Raw genomic sequence first — 16,512 nt, forward strand, 5'->3', positions numbered from 1 at the left:
CGGCCCGGTCCCGACGGTCCTTGTTCCAGCGCCGCTCACGGCTCCCTTCGTACGCCCGGGCGTACCCCGGCACGCGCCGCCGTGCCGGGGCGCGGGGGCGGTCCTACGCTGGAGAAATCCGACCCGACGCGCCCGGGAGCCCCGCCATGACCGTCACCGATGCCGCGACCGGACCCGTCGACACCGCCGAGGCGCGCTCAGCGGCCCTGTACCGGGCCGATCCCCAGCTGGCCGACCTGCTGGCCGCCGAGGCCGAGCGGAGGGCCGAGACGGTCCAGCTGCTGGCCGGGGAGAACCTCACCGGCGCGGCCGTCCTGGCGGCCCTCACCGGCCCGCTGATCGACAAGTACGCCGAGGGCTACCCCGGCCGCCGCCACCACACCGGCTGCGCGCTCGCCGACGCCGCCGAGCTGCTGGCGATCGACCGGGCCCGGGAACTGTTCGCCGCCCCGCACGCCAATGTGCAGCCGCGCTCCGGCACCTCGGCGATGCTGGCCGCCTACGCCGCGCTGCTGCGGCCCGGCGACGTGGTGCTCGCGATGTCGCTGGAGCACGGCGGCCACCTCAGCTGCGGCTCGCGGGCCAACTTCTCCGGCCGCTGGTTCGACTTCGTCGGCTACGGGGTGCGCCGCGAGGACGGGCTGATCGACCTCGACCAGGTGCGCGAGCTGGCCCAGCGCCACCGCCCGAAGGCGATCGTGGCCGGTTCCATCTCCTACCCGCGGCACCCCGACTGGGCCGCCTTCCGGGAGATCGCCGACGAGACGGACGCCTATCTGGTGGCCGCCGCCGCGCAGACCACCGGACTGATCGCGGCCGGCCTGGCGCCGTCCCCGGTGCCGTACGCGGACGTCACCGTGGCGGCCACCCACAAGCTGCTCCGCGGCCCGCGCGGGGGCCTGCTGCTGTCCACCGCGGAGCTGGCGGAGCGGATCGACCGGGCGGTCTTCCCGTTCAGCCAGGGCGGCGCCGCGATGAACGAGGTGGCCGGCAAGGCCGTCGCGCTGGCCGAGGCCGCGACGCCCGCCTACCGGGCCTACGCGCAGCGCACGGTGACCGGCGCGCGGGTGCTGGCCGAGGGGCTCGCGCAGGTCGGCGCGCGCCCGCTGACCGGCGGGACCGACACCCACCTGGTGACCGCCGACGTCGGCGCGCTCGGGGTCAGCGGCGCCGAGGCGGAGCGCCGCTGCGCCGCCGCCGGCCTGCTGCTCGGCAAGTGCGCGCTGCCGTACGACGAGGCGCCGCCGTCCGAGGCCTCCGGGATCCGGCTCGGTACCGGCACGGTGACCTCGCAGGGCATGGGGGAGGCGGAGCTGGAGGAGATCGCCGGGCTGATCGGACGGCTGCTCGTCGCGGGCACGGACGTCCGGGTGGCGCAGCGGGTCCGGGAGCTGGCACGGGCGTTCGCCGGGCGCCGCTGAACGGTTATCCGAATCTCCTACCCGGCGGGGCGAACCGCGATGCGCGCCCCGGCGTCGGAGTCAATAAGGTGTGTGCCGTGGCGACGCACCTCGAACCCCGGACAGGCACGGGAGTACCTTCGGTACCCACCCGTCGGACAGCGCTGCAGGAGGTCAGTGGTGCGTGAGTATCTGCTGGTGCTGTTCTGCACCGCGGCCGTCACCTACCTGCTGACCGGGCCGGTCCGGAAGTTCGCCATCGCGGCGGGGGCGATGCCCCCGGTCCGCGCCCGCGACGTGCACCGCGAGCCCACGCCGCGGCTCGGCGGCATCGCCATGTTCGGCGGGCTCTGCGCGGGCATCCTGGTCGCTTCCCAGCTGGACAACCTGAGCAAGGTGTTCTCCCAGGGCACCGACATCCGGGCGCTGCTCTCCGGGGCCGGCATCATGTGGCTGCTCGGCGTGCTGGACGACAAGTGGGGCGTGGACGCCCTGGTGAAGCTCGGCGGCCAGATGATCGCCGCCGGTGTGATGGTCTGGCAGGGCGTCACGGTGATCACCCTCCCGGTGCCGGGCGTCGGACCGGTCGCCGTCAGTCCCACCCAGGGCATGGTCATCTCGGTGGTCATGGTCGTGGTGATGGTCAACGCGGTGAACTTCATCGACGGCCTGGACGGTCTGGCCGGCGGCATGGTCTGCATCGCCGCGATGGCCTTCTTCCTGTACTCCTACCGGCTCTGGTACGGCTACACGATCACCGACGCCGCCCCCGCCGTGCTGTTCAGCGTGCTGCTGATCGGCATGTGCCTGGGCTTCCTGGCGCACAACATGCACCCGGCCCGGATCTTCATGGGCGACTCCGGATCGATGATGCTCGGCCTGATGCTGGCCGTCGCCGCGATCTCCATCACCGGCCGGGTCGACCCCGACCTCATCACCAGCGAGCTGGGCTCGCAGACCGCCACCGTGCACGCCCTGGTGCCGATCTACATCCCGCTGCTGCTGCCGCTGACGGTCATCGCGCTGCCGCTGGCCGACCTGCTGCTCGCGGTGGTCCGCCGCACCTGGGCGGGGCAGTCCCCGTTCGCCGCCGACAAGCGCCACCTGCACCACCGACTGCTCCAGGTCGGCCACTCGCACAGCCGGGCCGTACTGATCATGTACTTCTGGGCCGCGCTGATCGCCTTCGGGACCGTCGCCTTCTCGGTCACCAACACCGGCCGCACCGTCGTCCTCACGCTGGCCGGGCTCTGCCTGGTCGGCCTGGTGGTGCTGCTCACCCCGCGGTTCCGGCCGCGGGCCCCGCGCGCCGTGCAGGCCTTCGTGCCGCCGCGCTACCGCCGCCGCCGTCCGGTTCCGGAGGTCGTGCGGGTCGCCGAGAAGCCGTCGCCCGTCGGGGGCGGCGCGGACCCGGCCGCACCTGCCCCGACCCCGGAGGACGACTTCCCGGTCATGGACGAGGAGGTGCTCAGGCGCTTCGGAGACGGGGCCACCGCGGTCGGCCACCGACCGCGCGGCCGGGGCTGACCGCACACCCGGGTGCTGACGCGGGCGGGCACTTCGGCGCGGCCGTCAGCTCGCCGCCTCGTCCGTTCGGGTGACATCACCGGGAACCCGTGTGGCGAGCAGCACATGCGTAGGGTAAAGACCACATCAAATAGCTTGTGATACCGTTCACGAGGAGCCCGGGCCTGGTCGAGAGCCTCTGTGCAATGAGGACTCGGATCCACGAAGGTCATCCTCCCGGTCCCAGATGTGAGCACTCGTCGGGTGTTCACGCTGCTCGACGTCCGTTTGCCCGACATGCCGCCGGAGTTGCCGACATGCCGTCCCATGACGCCCGGATCATCCGAGGCGCCGCAATCCCCACTGCGGTCGCCGGGGTCGCCGCCATGGCGATCTCCACCGCGGTGGTGGGGGTCAAGGGGCTGTACGGTGCCCTGTTCGCAGCGGTGCTGGTGATGGCGTTCTTCAGCGTCGGCCAAGCCGCTGTCGATCGCCTGAGCAGGGGAAACCCCCAGCTTCTGCTACCGGTGGCCATGTCGGTCTACATGGCTCAGATCCTCCTGGTGGGGATCGTGCTGGCGGTCTTCAAGAACACGACCGCCTTCGACACCAAGGTCTTCGGCTTCACCGTACTGGGTTGCACATTGGTCTGGACGGGGGCGGTGGTTCGGATCGGCATGAAGGTCAAGATCTTCTACGTGGAGACCGGTTCCTCCTCCAAGAAGGGGGATCCCCCGGAGCGTCAACCGTGACGCTGCCTCCTCCCCCTCCCAAGGAGGGGGCGGTGTCCGGTGCCCGGTCGACGGACTGCTATCGTCCGGGACAGCCACGGGGTGTGGCTTGCGGCTGGATCGTTCCACTGACCGGACGGATGGCGCTCCAGCACCCCACCGTCTCCACACTGTCGGCCAGACGAGGGCCGCGCTTCGGCGCCGCGCCCCGTTGTGGCCGGCGCGCGAGACAAGAATCCAGTCAAAGTGCCGCACCGTGGCTGAGAGCCGCGCCGACACACCGAGGTTGCCGTAACTATGTGTCACGACGAAGGAGTCCGTGGTGAGTGCTGACAGGCTCACGCAGCTCGCCTCCGAGGCCAACTGCCACCTGTTCTCCGGCTGCGGCTTCCCGGCGCCCGGCCTGAACGAGTTCCAGTTCAAGCCGATCTTCACGATTGGCAGCATCGAGTTCAACAAGCCGATGCTCCTGTCGATGCTCATCGCGCTGCTGGTCATCGGTTTCTTCTGGGCTGCTTTCGCCAAGCCGAAGCTCGTGCCGGGCAAGCTGCAGCTGGTCGGCGAGATCGGCTACGAGTTCGTCAAGCGAAGCATCGTGCTCGAATCCATCGGCAAGCGGGGACAGAAGTACGTCCCCATGATGGTGTCGCTGTTCTTCTTCATCTGGCTCCTGAACGTGATGTCGATCGTCCCGTTCGTCCAGTACCCGGCTGCCGCCAACATCGCCTTCCCCGCAGGGCTGGCCCTGGTCGTCTGGGTCACCTACATGGGGCTGACCTTCAAGACCCACGGTTTCGTGGGCGGTCTGAAGAACCTGTGCTGGCCGTCGGGCGTGCCCGGCTGGGTCATGTTCATCCTGGTGCCGATCGAGTTCGTCTCGAACATCTTCCTGCGGCCCTTCACGCTCGCGGTCCGACTGTTCGCGAACATGTTCGCCGGTCACCTGCTGATCGTGATGTTCTCGATCGCCTCCTGGTACCTGCTCAGCCCGAGCGTCGGCGCGCTGTACGCGGGCGCCTCGTTCACCGTGACGGTCGCCCTGACCGCCTTCGAGCTGCTGATCCAGTTCCTTCAGGCATACATCTTCGTGCTCCTCGCCAGCACGTACATCAGCGGAGCGCTCGACGAGGCGCACTGACGTCGAACCGGCGCCGGAGCGACGGCGCCGACTCGCACGGGCAACTCCCGACAAAGACTCCCGGTGGCCAACCACCACCGGTTCCACCACGCATAAGGACAGTTTGAGATGCAGAACCTCGCTGAGGTCTCCGGTTCCGTCGCTTCCATCGGCTACGGTCTCGCGGCCATCGGCCCCGGCATCGGTCTGGGCCTCATCTTCGGTAACAGCGTCCAGGCCATGGCTCGCCAGCCCGAGGCCGCCGGCCTGGTCCGCACCAACATGTTCATCGGTCTGGCCGTGACCGAGGCGCTCGCGCTCATCGGCATCGTCATGCCGTTCGTGTTCGGCAAGTAGTCCGGCACATCGGTAGCCAGTTTCGACGAAAGGTTCAGATATGAACCCCGTGGTCTTCCTCGCGCAGGAGGGGGAGGAGATGAACCCCCTCATCCCCGCGTGGCCCGAGGTCATCATCGGCCTGCTCTGCTTCTTCATCGTCTTCGGCATCCTCGGCAAGAAGCTCCTGCCCAGCATCGAGAAGGTGCTGGCGGACCGCCGGGACGCCATCGAGGGCGGCATGGAGCGTGCCGAGGCAACTCAGGCCGAGGCCCAGGCCCTGCTTGAGCAGTACCGCGCCGAGCTCGCCGAGGCGCGTCACGAGGCTGCTCGCATCATCGAGCAGGCTCGCGAGCAGGGCGCCGCCCAGCTCGCCGAGATGCGCGAGGAGGGCCAGCGCCAGCGCGAGGCCATCGTCGCCGCCGGCCACGCCCAGATCGACGCCGACAAGAGGCAGGCGACCGCCGCCCTGCGCCAGGACGTGGGCTCGCTCGCGACCCAGCTGGCGTCCCGCATCGTGGGTGAGTCCCTCGAGGACCACGCGCGGCAGAGCGGTGTCGTCGACCGCTTCCTGGCCGAGCTGGAGGCCAAGGCCACCGTTGCTCAGGGCGCGGCCAAGTGATCGGCGCCAGCCGCGAGGCCCTCGCCGCCGGGCGGCAGAACCTGGAGAGCCTGACCGACTCCACCTCGGTGGACGCGGCCAGGCTGGCCGAGGAGCTCACCGCCGTCACGGCCCTGCTGGACCGTGAGGTGTCGCTGCGCCGCGTTCTGACCGACCCGTCCCGGTCGGGCCAGGACAAGGCCCAGCTGGTCTCCTCGCTGCTGACCGGCCAGGTCTCCGGCGAGACGGCCGACCTGGTCGCCGGCCTGGTGCGGTCCCGCTGGTCGGGCGCCCGCGACCTGGTCGACTCCACGGAGCAGCTGGCCGCGTACGCCGAGGTCATCGCCGCCGACAAGGCCCGTGCCCTGGACGACGTCGAGGACGAGCTCTTCCGGTTCGGCCGGGTGGTGAGCGGCTCGCACGAGCTGCGCGCCGCGCTGACCGAGCCCAAGGCCGGTGCCGTCGCCAAGGCGGCCCTGATCAAGAAGCTGCTCGGCGGCCGCGCTCACGCGGGCACCGTGCGGCTGATCACCACCCTGGTCAACAACCCGCGTGGCCGTAGCCTGGAGCAGGGGCTGGAGTCCTACTCCAAGCTCGCCGCCTCCCGGCGCGACCGTGTGGTGGCCCAGGTCACCACGGCGGTTCCGCTGTCGGACAGCCAGAGGGAGCGCCTGTCGGGTGCTCTCGGCCGGCTGTACGGCCGCCAGGTCCACCTGAACATCGACGTCGACCCCGAGGTCGTCGGCGGTGTCCGCGTGCAGATCGGTGACGAGATCATCGAGGGCACGGTGTCGAGCCGCCTGGAAGGCGCTCGCCAGTCCCTCGAAGGCTGAGCACCCAAGCAGCACATCCGACCCTCGGTCGGGAAACCGGCTCCACCGGAGTCGGGAAAACGTACGGCCGGTTCATACGACCCGGCCGAGAGTCGAGTACTTGCGGCCCTCAATGGCGGGCCGAGGATCGCAAACTAGGAGAGCAGGGAAGCCTGATGGCGGAGCTTACGATCCGTCCGGAGGAGATCCGGGACGCGCTGGCCGACTTTGTCCAGTCGTACCAGCCGGACGCCGCCTCTGTGGAAGAGGTCGGCACGGTCACTGACGCGGCGGACGGCATCGCCCATGTCGAGGGTCTGCCCTCGGTCATGGCGAACGAGCTGCTGAAGTTCGAGGACGGCACCCTCGGCCTCGCGCTGAACCTCGACACCCGCGAGATCGGTGTCGTCGTCCTCGGTGAGTTCGGCGGCATCGAGGAGGGCCAGACGGTGCGCCGCACCGGCGAGGTCCTCTCGGTTCCGGTCGGCGACGGCTACCTCGGCCGCGTCGTGGACCCGCTGGGCAACCCGATCGACGGCCTGGGCGACATCGCCTCGACCGGTCGCCGCGCCCTGGAGCTCCAGGCTCCGGGCGTCATGGCCCGCAAGTCGGTCAAGCAGCCGCTGCAGACCGGCATCAAGGCCATCGACGCGATGACCCCGATCGGCCGCGGCCAGCGCCAGCTGATCATCGGTGACCGCCAGACCGGCAAGACCGCGGTGGCCGTCGACACGATCATCAACCAGCGCGACAACTGGCGCTCGGGCGACCCGGAGAAGCAGGTCCGCTGCATCTACGTCGCCGTGGGCCAGAAGGGCTCCACCATCGCGTCCGTCCGCGGTGCCCTGGAGGAGGCCGGCGCGCTGGAGTACACCACCATCGTGGCCGCTCCCGCCTCCGACCCGGCCGGCTTCAAGTACCTCGCCCCGTACACCGGCTCGGCCATCGGCCAGGAGTGGATGTACGACGGCAAGCACGTCCTGATCATCTTCGACGACCTGTCGAAGCAGGCCGAGGCCTACCGTTCCGTCTCCCTGCTGCTGCGCCGCCCGCCGGGCCGCGAGGCCTACCCGGGTGACGTCTTCTACCTGCACTCCCGCCTGCTGGAGCGCTGCGCCAAGCTGAACGACGCCCTGGGCGGCGGCTCGATGACCGGTCTGCCGATCATCGAGACCAAGGCCAACGACGTCTCGGCGTACATCCCGACCAACGTCATCTCCATCACCGACGGCCAGTGCTTCCTGGAGTCCGACCTGTTCAACGCCGGCATCCGCCCGGCCGTGAACGTCGGTATCTCGGTCTCCCGCGTCGGTGGCTCCGCCCAGATCAAGGCCATGCGCTCGGTCGCCGGCCGTCTGCGTCTGGACCTCGCCCAGTACCGCGAGCTGGAGGCGTTCGCCGCCTTCGGTTCCGACCTGGACGCGGCCTCCAAGGCCCAGCTGGAGCGCGGTGCGCGCATGGTCGAGCTGCTGAAGCAGGGCCAGTACCAGCCGTTCCCGGTCGAGGAGCAGGTCGTCTCCATCTGGGCCGGCACCACCGGCAAGCTGGACGACGTCCCGGTCGCCGAGATCCGCCGCTTCGAGCGCGAGTTCCTGGACTACGTCCGTCTGCAGCACAAGGACCTGCTGGCCGGCATCGTCGAGACCGGTCTGCTGGCCGACGGCACCGTCGACGCGCTGACCAAGGCCGTCGAGAGCTTCAAGGCGGGCTACCAGACCGCTGACGGCAAGCTGCTCTCCGAGCAGGCCTGAGTCCGGTAGCGAGGGAAAGGACGTAACGACCCATGGGAGCACAGCTTCGGGTCTACAAGCGCCGGATCCGCTCTGTCACCGCGACGAAGAAGATCACCAAGGCGATGGAGATGATCTCCGCGTCGCGCATCGTCAAGGCGCAGCGCGCGGTGGCCGCCTCCACTCCGTACGCCGATGAGCTCACCCGGGCGGTGACGGCGGTGGCCACCCGGTCCAACGCCAAGCACCCGCTCACCACCGAGAACCCGAGCGCCTCGCGCGCCGCGGTCCTGCTGATCACGGCGGACCGCGGTCTGGCGGGCGGCTACTCGACCAACGCCATCAAGGCCGCGCTGACGCTCTCCGAGCGCCTGCGCGCCGAGGGCAAGGACGTGGTGACGTACATCGTCGGCCGCAAGGGCGTCTCGTACTACGGCTTCCGCAACCTCCGGGTCGCGGGCTCGTGGACGGGCTTCTCCGACAAGCCGACCTACGGTGACGCGAAGACGGTGGCCGCCGAGCTGATCGAGGCCTTCACCACGGAGACCGGCGGCGTGGACGAGCTCCACCTGATCTCGACCGAGTTCGTGTCGATGCTGACGCAGAACGCGGTCGAGGCGCGGCTGCTGCCGCTGAAGCTGGACGAGGTCCAGCTCAGCGACCAGAACCCGGCCAAGTCGGAGATCTTCCCGCTGTACGACTTCGAGCCGTCGGCGGAGGGCGTCCTGGACGCGCTGCTGCCGCGGTACGTCGAGAGCCGGATCTACAACGCGCTGCTGCAGTCGGCTGCCTCCGAGCACGCCGCCCGCCGCCGCGCCATGAAGAGCGCGACGGACAACGCCGGCGAGCTCATCAAGTCGCTCACGCGGCTTGCCAACTCGGCCCGTCAGGCCGAGATCACCCAGGAAATCAGCGAGATCGTCGGTGGCGCGAACGCCCTGGCCGACGCTAGCGCGGGGAGCGAATGAGTATGACCACCACTGTTGAGCCGACCACGGCGACGGGCCGCGTCGCGCGGGTCATCGGCCCGGTCGTCGACGTGGAGTTCCCCGTCGACGCGATTCCGGACATGTTCAACGCCCTGCACGTCGAGGTGGACAACCCCGACGGCTCGGGCAAGAAGACCCTGACCCTCGAGGTCGCCCAGCACCTCGGCGACGGCCTGGTCCGCGGCATCTCGATGCAGCCGACCGACGGTCTGGTCCGTGGCTCGCAGGTCAGCGACACCGGTGCCGCCATCTCGGTGCCGGTCGGCCAGATCACCAAGGGCAAGGTCTTCAACGCCCTCGGTGACGTGCTGAACGTCGACCAGGCGGAGTTCGACAAGCAGGTCGAGGTCCGCTGGCCGATCCACCGCAAGGCCCCGGCGTTCAAGGACCTCGAGTCCAAGACCGAGATGTTCGAGACCGGCATCAAGGTCATCGACCTCCTCACCCCGTACGTTCAGGGTGGCAAGATCGGTCTGTTCGGTGGTGCCGGTGTCGGCAAGACCGTTCTGATCCAGGAGATGATCTACCGCGTCGCCGAGAACTTCGGTGGTGTGTCGGTGTTCGCCGGCGTCGGCGAGCGCACCCGTGAGGGCAACGACCTCATCGACGAGATGGTCGACTCGGGCGTTCTGGACAAGACCGCGCTGGTCTTCGGCCAGATGGACGAGCCGCCGGGCACCCGTCTGCGCGTCGCGCTCTCCGCGCTGACCATGGCGGAGTACTTCCGCGACGTCGAGAAGCAGGACGTGCTCCTCTTCATCGACAACATCTTCCGGTTCACCCAGGCCGGTTCCGAGGTGTCGACCCTGCTCGGCCGTATGCCCTCCGCGGTGGGTTACCAGCCGAACCTGGCCGACGAGATGGGCCTCCTGCAGGAGCGCATCACCTCGACCCGTGGTCACTCGATCACCTCGATGCAGGCGATCTACGTCCCCGCGGACGACCTGACCGACCCGGCGCCGGCCACCACCTTCGCCCACCTGGACGCGACCACCGTTCTGTCGCGTCCGATCTCGGAGAAGGGCATCTACCCGGCCGTCGACCCGCTGGACTCCACGTCCCGCATCCTCGACCCGCGGTACATCGCTGCGACCCACTACGAGACGGCCGTCCGTATCAAGGGGATCCTGCAGAAGTACAAGGACCTCCAGGACATCATCGCGATCCTCGGTATCGACGAGCTGTCCGAGGAGGACAAGGTCACGGTCCACCGTGCCCGCCGCATCGAGCGCTTCCTCTCGCAGAACACCTACGTGGCGAAGCAGTTCACCGGTGTCGAGGGCTCGACCGTCCCGCTGTCGGAGACCATCGAGGCCTTCAACTCGATCGCGGACGGCAAGTACGACTCCGTCCCGGAGCAGGCCTTCTTCATGTGCGGTGGCATCGAGGACCTCGAGAAGAACGCCGCCGAGCTGGCGAAGAAGTAGTCCGGCCGGTAGCAGCCGAGCGTGATCGCGAGGGGTGGGCCCCAACCCTGGGACCCACCCCTCGCGTCGCATCGACTGTGATTCCGGTCAAATCCGTGCCGCCGGTTTCATGCCGGGGGCGCGGGCCCGTTATTCTTACCGAAACTCCCGAGTAATCGGGCGTTGCATGAGCCTAGGAGCCCACGTTGGCTGAGCTGCACGTCGAGCTGGTCGCAGCCGACCGCAAGGTGTGGTCCGGTGCGGCCACCATCGTCGTCGCCCGTACGGCTTCCGGTGACACCGGCATCATGGCGGGTCACACCCCGGTGCTGAGCGTGCTGGAGACCGGTCCGGTCACCATCCGTACCACGGACGGCAACACCGTGATCGCCGCGGTGCACGGCGGCTTCATCTCGTTCGCCGACAACAAGCTGTCTCTGCTCGCGGAGATCGCCGAGCTGGCGGACGAGATCGACGTCGCGCGCGCCGAGCGCGCGCTGGACAAGGCCAAGTCCGACCTGGACGAGCACGCCGAGCGGCGCGCCGAGGTCCGGCTGTTCGCGGCGCGCGGCCTCAAGGCCCACGCCTGAGTGCGCCGGATCCCGCCTGAGCGGGGTCGACCGACGGTCCCGGGGACGCGTGAGCGTGACCCCGGGACTGTCGTCTCAGTTGGTAGGTCAACGCGGTCGGCTGGTACGACCGACACGGGGAACGCGGGTAGCGAGGAGGTAGGTGAGCATGGTCCTCGCCCTTGTGGTGTGTGCGGCGGTCGTGGCGCTCGGTGTGATCGGGTTGGTCGCGTTCGCGGTACGCCGCCGTGTGATCCAGCGGGTCGGTGGCACGTTCGACTGCAGCTACCGGCTCAAAATGCCGGCCGACGCCTCGACGCAGCCCGACCTCGACGAGAACGGCCAACCCACCCCGGCCCCGGTCCCGCAGACCGATGGCAAGGGGTGGGTTTTTGGTATCGGCCGGTACAGCGGCGATTCCATCGAGTGGTTCCGGGTCTTCTCGTACGCCCCGCGCCCGCGGAAGGTGCTGCCGCGCCGGGAGATCGAGGTGCTCGGCCGGCGCTACCCGGAGGGGCAGGAGGAGCTGGCCCTGCTCTCCGGCTCGGTGGTGCTGCGCTGCCTGCACAACGGGGCCCCGCTGGAGCTGGCGATGAGCGAGGACGCGCTCACCGGCTTCCTCGCCTGGCTCGAGGCGGCCCCGCCCGGGCAGAGGGTCAACGTCGCGTAGCGACGGACCCTCGGGGTGGGGGTGCCCCCGGCCGGAGGCTGGGGGAGGTCAACGTCGCGTAGCGACGGACCCTCGGGGTGAGGGAGGTCAACGTCGCCTGACGGGGGTCAGCGGGGGTCACCGCGGCCCAACCGGCCCGGCTAGGCTGGCCGCATGGTCAATCTGACGCGCATCTACACCCGCACCGGCGACGACGGCACCACCGCGCTGGGCGACATGAGCCGCACGACCAAGACCGACCCGCGCCTGGTCGCGTACGCGGACACCAACGAGGCCAACGCCGCGATCGGCGTGGCGATCGCCGCCGGCGCGCTGCCCGAGGACGTGGCCGCCGTGCTGACCCGGGTGCAGAACGACCTCTTCGACGTCGGCGCCGACCTGGCCACCCCGGTGGTGGAGGATCCGAAGTACCCGCCGCTGCGGGTCCAGCAGTCGTACATCGACAAGCTGGAGGCGGACTGCGACCACTACCTGGAGACGCTGGAGAAGCTGCGCAGCTTCATCCTGCCCGGCGGCACTCCGGGAGCCGCGTACCTGCACCTGGCCTGCACCGTGGTCCGGCGGGCCGAGCGGGCCACCTGGGCGGCGATCGACACCCACGGGGACACCGTCAACCCGCTGACCGCCAAGTACCTCAACCGGCTGTCCGATCTGCTGTTCATCCTGGCCCGGTCGGCCAACAAGGAGCGCGGTGACGTGCTCTGGGTGCCGGGCGAGAACCGCTAGCGGCCGCGCGGCCTAGCTGCTCGGCTTCGGCGGCTGCTTGGGCCAGAGCGTGTAGCTGGCCGCGATCGCGGTGTTGACCACCGCGGCGATGCCCAGCTTCCAGTACCACTGGTCGAAGACGGCGGTCCCGGGCGCGTCGGTGAACAGCTTCAGCGCGCTGATCAGGGTGACCGTGATCGCCACCGAGACCAGGGTGCGCCCGCAGATCCGCCACTCGTGGCGGCTGCGTTCGGCGCCGTACCTGGGCGCGGGCGGCGGCTTCGGCCCGCCGGCGAAGCGGTGCAGGAACCGGGCGTCGGCCCAGCGGACCACCGACGGGCCGTAGCCGACCGAGAAACCCAGGTAACTCGCGGCCAGCGCGTGCGTCCAGGAGGCGGTGGCGCCGCCGCGCAGGTCGAGGAAGGTGAGCAGGAAGAGCCCGAGGTCGATCACCGGCAGCCCGACCAGCAGGACGGTGCTCACCGGGCGCCACCGCAGCAGGTAGCGGGTGACCAGCCCCAGGGCGAGGACCACCCAGAAGGCGGCCTCGGCGGCGAGGATCAGGGTGACGATCATGGTCTGCTCCGGCTCTCGGCGATGCCTCCAGCCTCCCCGGGGCCCCTCGCGTGCGCGTCGTCGCCGGGAACGGACCCGGGCTGCATCTTTCGATGTACGGGGGCTCCTCCCCGCTGCCGGAGCCGGGTCGGCCGCCGGGATGATCTGATGGGGGCGTGCGCAGACCCACCCCCACCCCGCGGCAGGTCGACGGGGCACTGGCGCTCTCCGGGCTGCTCGGCGGGCTGCTGCTGATCGCCTTCCAGGTGTACGACCACTCGTCGACGGTCGAGCGGTGGCAGGTGCTGCCGGCGCTGCTGGCGATGTCGGGCCTGGAGCTGATGCGGCGGACCCGGCCGGTCCTGGTGGTGACGCTCGGCGGACTGGTCTTCGCCGGGAGCATCTTCTCCGGCGCGCTGCTGGCGACCACCATCATGTACACCGACCTGCTCTACGCGGCGGTGGTGTACGGCCCCCGCCGGATGTCGCCGGTCCTGCACGTGAGCGGCACCGTCTCGGTGCTGGTGCTGACCACCCTGACCTTCGTCTACGCCGACTCGGCGACGGCCGTCGCGGTGGCCGTGGTCACCGCCCTGATCTTCCTGGGCCCGCTGTGGACCGCGGACGCGGTGCGCAAGCACCGGGAGGAGGCGGAGACACAGCGGCTGCGGGCGGAACAGACCGCGCTGCTCTCGGAGATGGACCGGCGCGAGGCGGTGGTCGCCGAACGGTCCCGGATGGCCCGCGAGTTGCACGACGTGGTGGCCAACCACCTGTCGGCGATCGCGATCCATGCCACCGGGGCGCAGTCGATGGCGCGGCGTCAGCACCGGGCGGCGGACGATCCGGTGGTGGAGGTGCTCGGGGTGATCCGGGAGAACAGCGTCCAGGGATTGGCCGAAATGCGTCGCATCATCGGCCTGCTGCGTGACAGCGGCGGCGGCGAGGCCGACGAGTCCTGGGCCGCGCCGGACCTGGCGGCGGTGGACGCGCTGCTCGCCAAGGCCCGGGCGGCCGGGCAGGACGTCGGGCTGGCCTTCGAGCTGGCCGAGCGCGGGGAGCGCGGCTCCCTGCCGGTGCCGGTGGAACTGGCCGCGTACCGGATCGTGCAGGAGTCGCTGACCAACGCGCTGAAGCACGCCGGTCCGGGGGAGGTGCGGGTGCTGCTGGACTTCCGCCCCGAGGAGCTGCGGATCGTCGTGGACAGCCCGTTCCGCCAGGGGGCGGGGCAGTCGCTGCCGGGCGCCCGGGCCGGGCTGGTCGGCATGGCGGAGCGGGCCTCGCTGCTGGGCGGCGGCTTCGAGGCCGGGCCGCGGGACGATCGCTGGAGTGTGCGCGCGGTGCTGCCGCGGGCGCTGGGGACGGAGGAAGGGGCGGGACGGGCATGACGATCCGGGTGCTGGTCGCGGAGGACCAGGCGGCGGTGCGGGCGGCGCTGGTGATGATCCTGCGGGCCGAGCCGGGCCTGGAGGTGGTCGGGCAGGCGGCGGACGGCGAGGAGGCCGTCCGGCTGGCGCTGGAGCTGCGGCCGGACGTCGTCCTGATGGACGTGCAGATGCCGCGGCTGGACGGCGTCTCGGCGACCCGCCAGGTGGTGGCGGCCGGGGCGGCGCAGGTCCTGGTGCTGACCACCTTCGACCTGGACGAGTACGTCTACGGTGCGCTGCGGGCCGGGGCGGCCGGGTTCCTGCTGAAGGACCTGGAGGCGGACACCCTGGTCGAGGGCATCCGCACGGTGGCCCGCGGGGACGGCATGCTGGCGCCCTCGGTGACCCGGCGGCTGATCGGCACCTTCGCGCGCCCGGAGCGGGTGGTGGGGCCGGAGCTGCGGGTGGCGGTGGACGGGCTGACGCCGCGCGAGCGGGAGGTACTGGCCTGCATCGGGGCCGGCCTGTCGAACGGTGAGATCGCCGGGCGGCTGGAGATGGCGGAGGCGACCACCAAGACGCACGTCAGCCGGATCCTGGCGAAGCTGCGGCTGCGCAGCCGGGTACAGGCCGCGATCCTCGCCCAGGACCTCGGGCTGATGATCTGATCGAGTGATTTGCTCAGGTGACCAGGTCGGTCGCAGATCACACCCTCGGATGGCACCACGGGCCGCGTCCGGGGACTAAAGTCCGGCCCATGAGCGATGCGGCTCGGTGGGCGACCCCTGCCTTGAGCCGCCTTCAGGGCCCGCCCATCGGGGCGGCGACGGCATCGGGAGACCAAGCCATGAGCAATGCGTCCAGCAAGCAGATCGCCGTGATCGGTGCCGGCCTGATGGGCGCCGGCATCGCCCAGGTCTCCGCCCAGGCCGGGCACCCGGTGGTCCTGCGTGACGTGACCGAGGAGGCGCTGCGGCGCGGCCTCGACGGCATCCGGGCCTCGTACGACAAGTTCGTCTCCAAGGGCCGGCTCACCGCCGAGGACGCCGAGGCGGCGCTCGCCCGGATCACCACCACCACCGACCTGGGCGCCGTCGCCGAGGCCGACATCGTCGTCGAGGCCGTCTTCGAGCAGCTGGACGTCAAGGAGGGCGTCTTCAAGGAGCTCGACAAGCTCGCCAAGGACGGCGCGGTGCTCGCCTCCAACACCTCCGCCATCCCGATCACCCGGATCGCCGCCGCCACCTCGCGCCCCGAGTCGGTGGTCGGCGTGCACTTCTTCTCGCCGGTGCCGCTGATGAAGCTGGTCGAGCTGGTCCGCGGCTACAAGACCAGCGACGGGACGCTGGCCGCCGCCCGCGCCTTCGCCGAGGGTGTCGGCAAGGAGGTCGTGGTGGTCAACCGCGACGTGGCCGGCTTCGTCACCACCCGTCTGATCACCGCGCTGGTCGTCGAGGCCGCCAAGCTCTACGAGTCGGGCGTCGCCAGCGCCGAGGACATCGACACCGCCTGCCGGCTCGGCTTCGGCCACCCGATGGGCCCGCTGGAGACCGCCGACCTGACCGGCGTGGACATCCTGCTGCACGCCGCGCGGAACATCTACAACGAGACCCAGGACGAGAAGTTCGCCGCCCCGGAGGTCATGGCGCGCATGGTCACCGCCGGCGACCTCGGCCGCAAGAGCGGCCGCGGCTTCTACCCGTACCCGGGCAAGTGACGGCGGGTAGCCGGCGCTGAGCCGGTGAACGGGCGGGCCGTGCGGTCGTGGAACCGGGCGGCCCGTCCCTCCCGGGGCGGGTGAGTTTCCTCACGCCGGTGCCGCAGACGGGTGATTTGGGCGGTAATCGAGCATAAGTGTGGAGAGTTCCTGCGTATATTCCCTCGGACGAGTGAAATCGCTTCAGATCCGGCCATGACCAGCAACCCAGGGGGCCGGCTCACCGTCAGATGGATGACGGGGAACCCGGCATTCCGGCCGGGGCCGGCGCGTGGGGCCGCGGGGCCCGCCCGGCGCCCGG

At 70.3% G+C, this 16,512-nt stretch carries 17 protein-coding genes; 16 read left to right on the forward strand and 1 reads right to left on the reverse strand.

Annotated features, from left to right (window positions below; all coding sequences use genetic code 11):
* Nucleotides 1-146: 146 nt before the first annotated feature.
* The 13 genes from glyA (at nt 147) to ACFVUH_RS11800 (ending at nt 12,593) form a co-directional block, all read left to right on the forward strand.
* A complete protein-coding gene (gene glyA / locus ACFVUH_RS11740; RefSeq protein WP_355371312.1) occupies nt 147-1,421 on the forward strand; it encodes a serine hydroxymethyltransferase in 1,275 nt (424 codons plus the stop codon).
* Nucleotides 1,422-1,580: 159 nt separating this feature from the next.
* A complete protein-coding gene (locus tag ACFVUH_RS11745; protein ID WP_387912691.1) occupies nt 1,581-2,927 on the forward strand; it encodes an MraY family glycosyltransferase in 1,347 nt (448 codons plus the stop codon).
* Nucleotides 2,928-3,292: 365 nt separating this feature from the next.
* The gene (locus tag ACFVUH_RS11750) at nt 3,293-3,658 is read left to right on the forward strand and encodes a hypothetical protein (protein ID WP_355371318.1); all 366 of its coding nucleotides are present in this window, start codon (nt 3,293-3,295) and stop codon (nt 3,656-3,658) included.
* Between the two features lie 301 nt (nt 3,659-3,959).
* Entirely contained in the window at nt 3,960-4,775 is an 816-nt protein-coding gene (gene atpB, locus ACFVUH_RS11755; protein WP_387912693.1) for a F0F1 ATP synthase subunit A, read from the forward strand.
* A gap of 108 nt (nt 4,776-4,883) precedes the next feature.
* Entirely contained in the window at nt 4,884-5,111 is a 228-nt protein-coding gene (gene atpE / locus ACFVUH_RS11760; protein WP_327680722.1) for an ATP synthase F0 subunit C, read from the forward strand.
* A gap of 40 nt (nt 5,112-5,151) precedes the next feature.
* Nucleotides 5,152-5,712, forward strand: a complete 561-nt coding sequence (locus tag ACFVUH_RS11765; RefSeq protein WP_387912696.1) for a F0F1 ATP synthase subunit B — start codon at nt 5,152-5,154, stop codon at nt 5,710-5,712.
* Entirely contained in the window at nt 5,709-6,524 is an 816-nt protein-coding gene (locus ACFVUH_RS11770; RefSeq protein WP_387912698.1) for a F0F1 ATP synthase subunit delta, read from the forward strand. Before ACFVUH_RS11765 ends, ACFVUH_RS11770 begins: the two co-directional genes overlap by 4 nt.
* A gap of 155 nt (nt 6,525-6,679) precedes the next feature.
* Nucleotides 6,680-8,254, forward strand: coding sequence for a F0F1 ATP synthase subunit alpha (gene atpA / locus ACFVUH_RS11775; protein ID WP_355371332.1), 1,575 nt, complete (start codon nt 6,680-6,682; stop codon nt 8,252-8,254).
* A gap of 32 nt (nt 8,255-8,286) precedes the next feature.
* Complete coding sequence (locus ACFVUH_RS11780; protein ID WP_355371334.1) at nt 8,287-9,201, forward strand: F0F1 ATP synthase subunit gamma; 915 nt, start codon at nt 8,287-8,289, stop codon at nt 9,199-9,201.
* Nucleotides 9,202-9,203: 2 nt separating this feature from the next.
* On the forward strand, nt 9,204-10,649 hold the full coding sequence (atpD, locus tag ACFVUH_RS11785) for a F0F1 ATP synthase subunit beta (RefSeq protein ID WP_387912700.1): 1,446 nt from the start codon (nt 9,204-9,206) through the stop codon (nt 10,647-10,649).
* A 185-nt stretch (nt 10,650-10,834) separates the two neighbouring features.
* The gene (locus tag ACFVUH_RS11790; protein ID WP_355371340.1) at nt 10,835-11,218 is read left to right on the forward strand and encodes a F0F1 ATP synthase subunit epsilon; all 384 of its coding nucleotides are present in this window, start codon (nt 10,835-10,837) and stop codon (nt 11,216-11,218) included.
* Nucleotides 11,219-11,366: 148 nt separating this feature from the next.
* On the forward strand, nt 11,367-11,867 hold the full coding sequence (locus tag ACFVUH_RS11795) for a DUF2550 domain-containing protein (RefSeq protein ID WP_344324216.1): 501 nt from the start codon (nt 11,367-11,369) through the stop codon (nt 11,865-11,867).
* Between the two features lie 153 nt (nt 11,868-12,020).
* On the forward strand, nt 12,021-12,593 hold the full coding sequence (locus ACFVUH_RS11800) for a cob(I)yrinic acid a,c-diamide adenosyltransferase (RefSeq protein WP_355371343.1): 573 nt from the start codon (nt 12,021-12,023) through the stop codon (nt 12,591-12,593).
* Nucleotides 12,594-12,605: 12 nt separating this feature from the next.
* On the opposite strand, the gene ACFVUH_RS11805 is transcribed toward ACFVUH_RS11800, so the two are convergent.
* Nucleotides 12,606-13,148: a hypothetical protein gene (locus ACFVUH_RS11805; RefSeq protein ID WP_355371345.1), complete on the reverse strand. Its 543-nt coding sequence runs from the start codon at nt 13,146-13,148 to the stop codon at nt 12,606-12,608.
* A 155-nt stretch (nt 13,149-13,303) separates the two neighbouring features.
* Between ACFVUH_RS11805 and ACFVUH_RS11810 the strand changes: the two genes are divergently transcribed.
* The 3 genes from ACFVUH_RS11810 to ACFVUH_RS11820 all read left to right on the forward strand — a co-directional run bounded on the left by ACFVUH_RS11810 (nt 13,304) and on the right by ACFVUH_RS11820 (nt 16,211).
* Nucleotides 13,304-14,515, forward strand: coding sequence for a sensor histidine kinase (locus tag ACFVUH_RS11810; protein ID WP_387912703.1), 1,212 nt, complete (start codon nt 13,304-13,306; stop codon nt 14,513-14,515).
* Nucleotides 14,512-15,162, forward strand: coding sequence for a response regulator transcription factor (locus ACFVUH_RS11815; RefSeq protein ID WP_355371351.1), 651 nt, complete (start codon nt 14,512-14,514; stop codon nt 15,160-15,162). Before ACFVUH_RS11810 ends, ACFVUH_RS11815 begins: the two co-directional genes overlap by 4 nt.
* A gap of 179 nt (nt 15,163-15,341) precedes the next feature.
* Nucleotides 15,342-16,211, forward strand: coding sequence for a 3-hydroxyacyl-CoA dehydrogenase family protein (locus tag ACFVUH_RS11820; protein ID WP_355371353.1), 870 nt, complete (start codon nt 15,342-15,344; stop codon nt 16,209-16,211).
* The last annotated feature ends 301 nt before the right edge of the window (nt 16,212-16,512 follow it).

Origin of the sequence: Kitasatospora sp. NPDC058032 (genome assembly GCF_042885845.1) — a bacterium.
In the GTDB taxonomy this organism is placed as follows: domain Bacteria; phylum Actinomycetota; class Actinomycetes; order Streptomycetales; family Streptomycetaceae; genus Kitasatospora.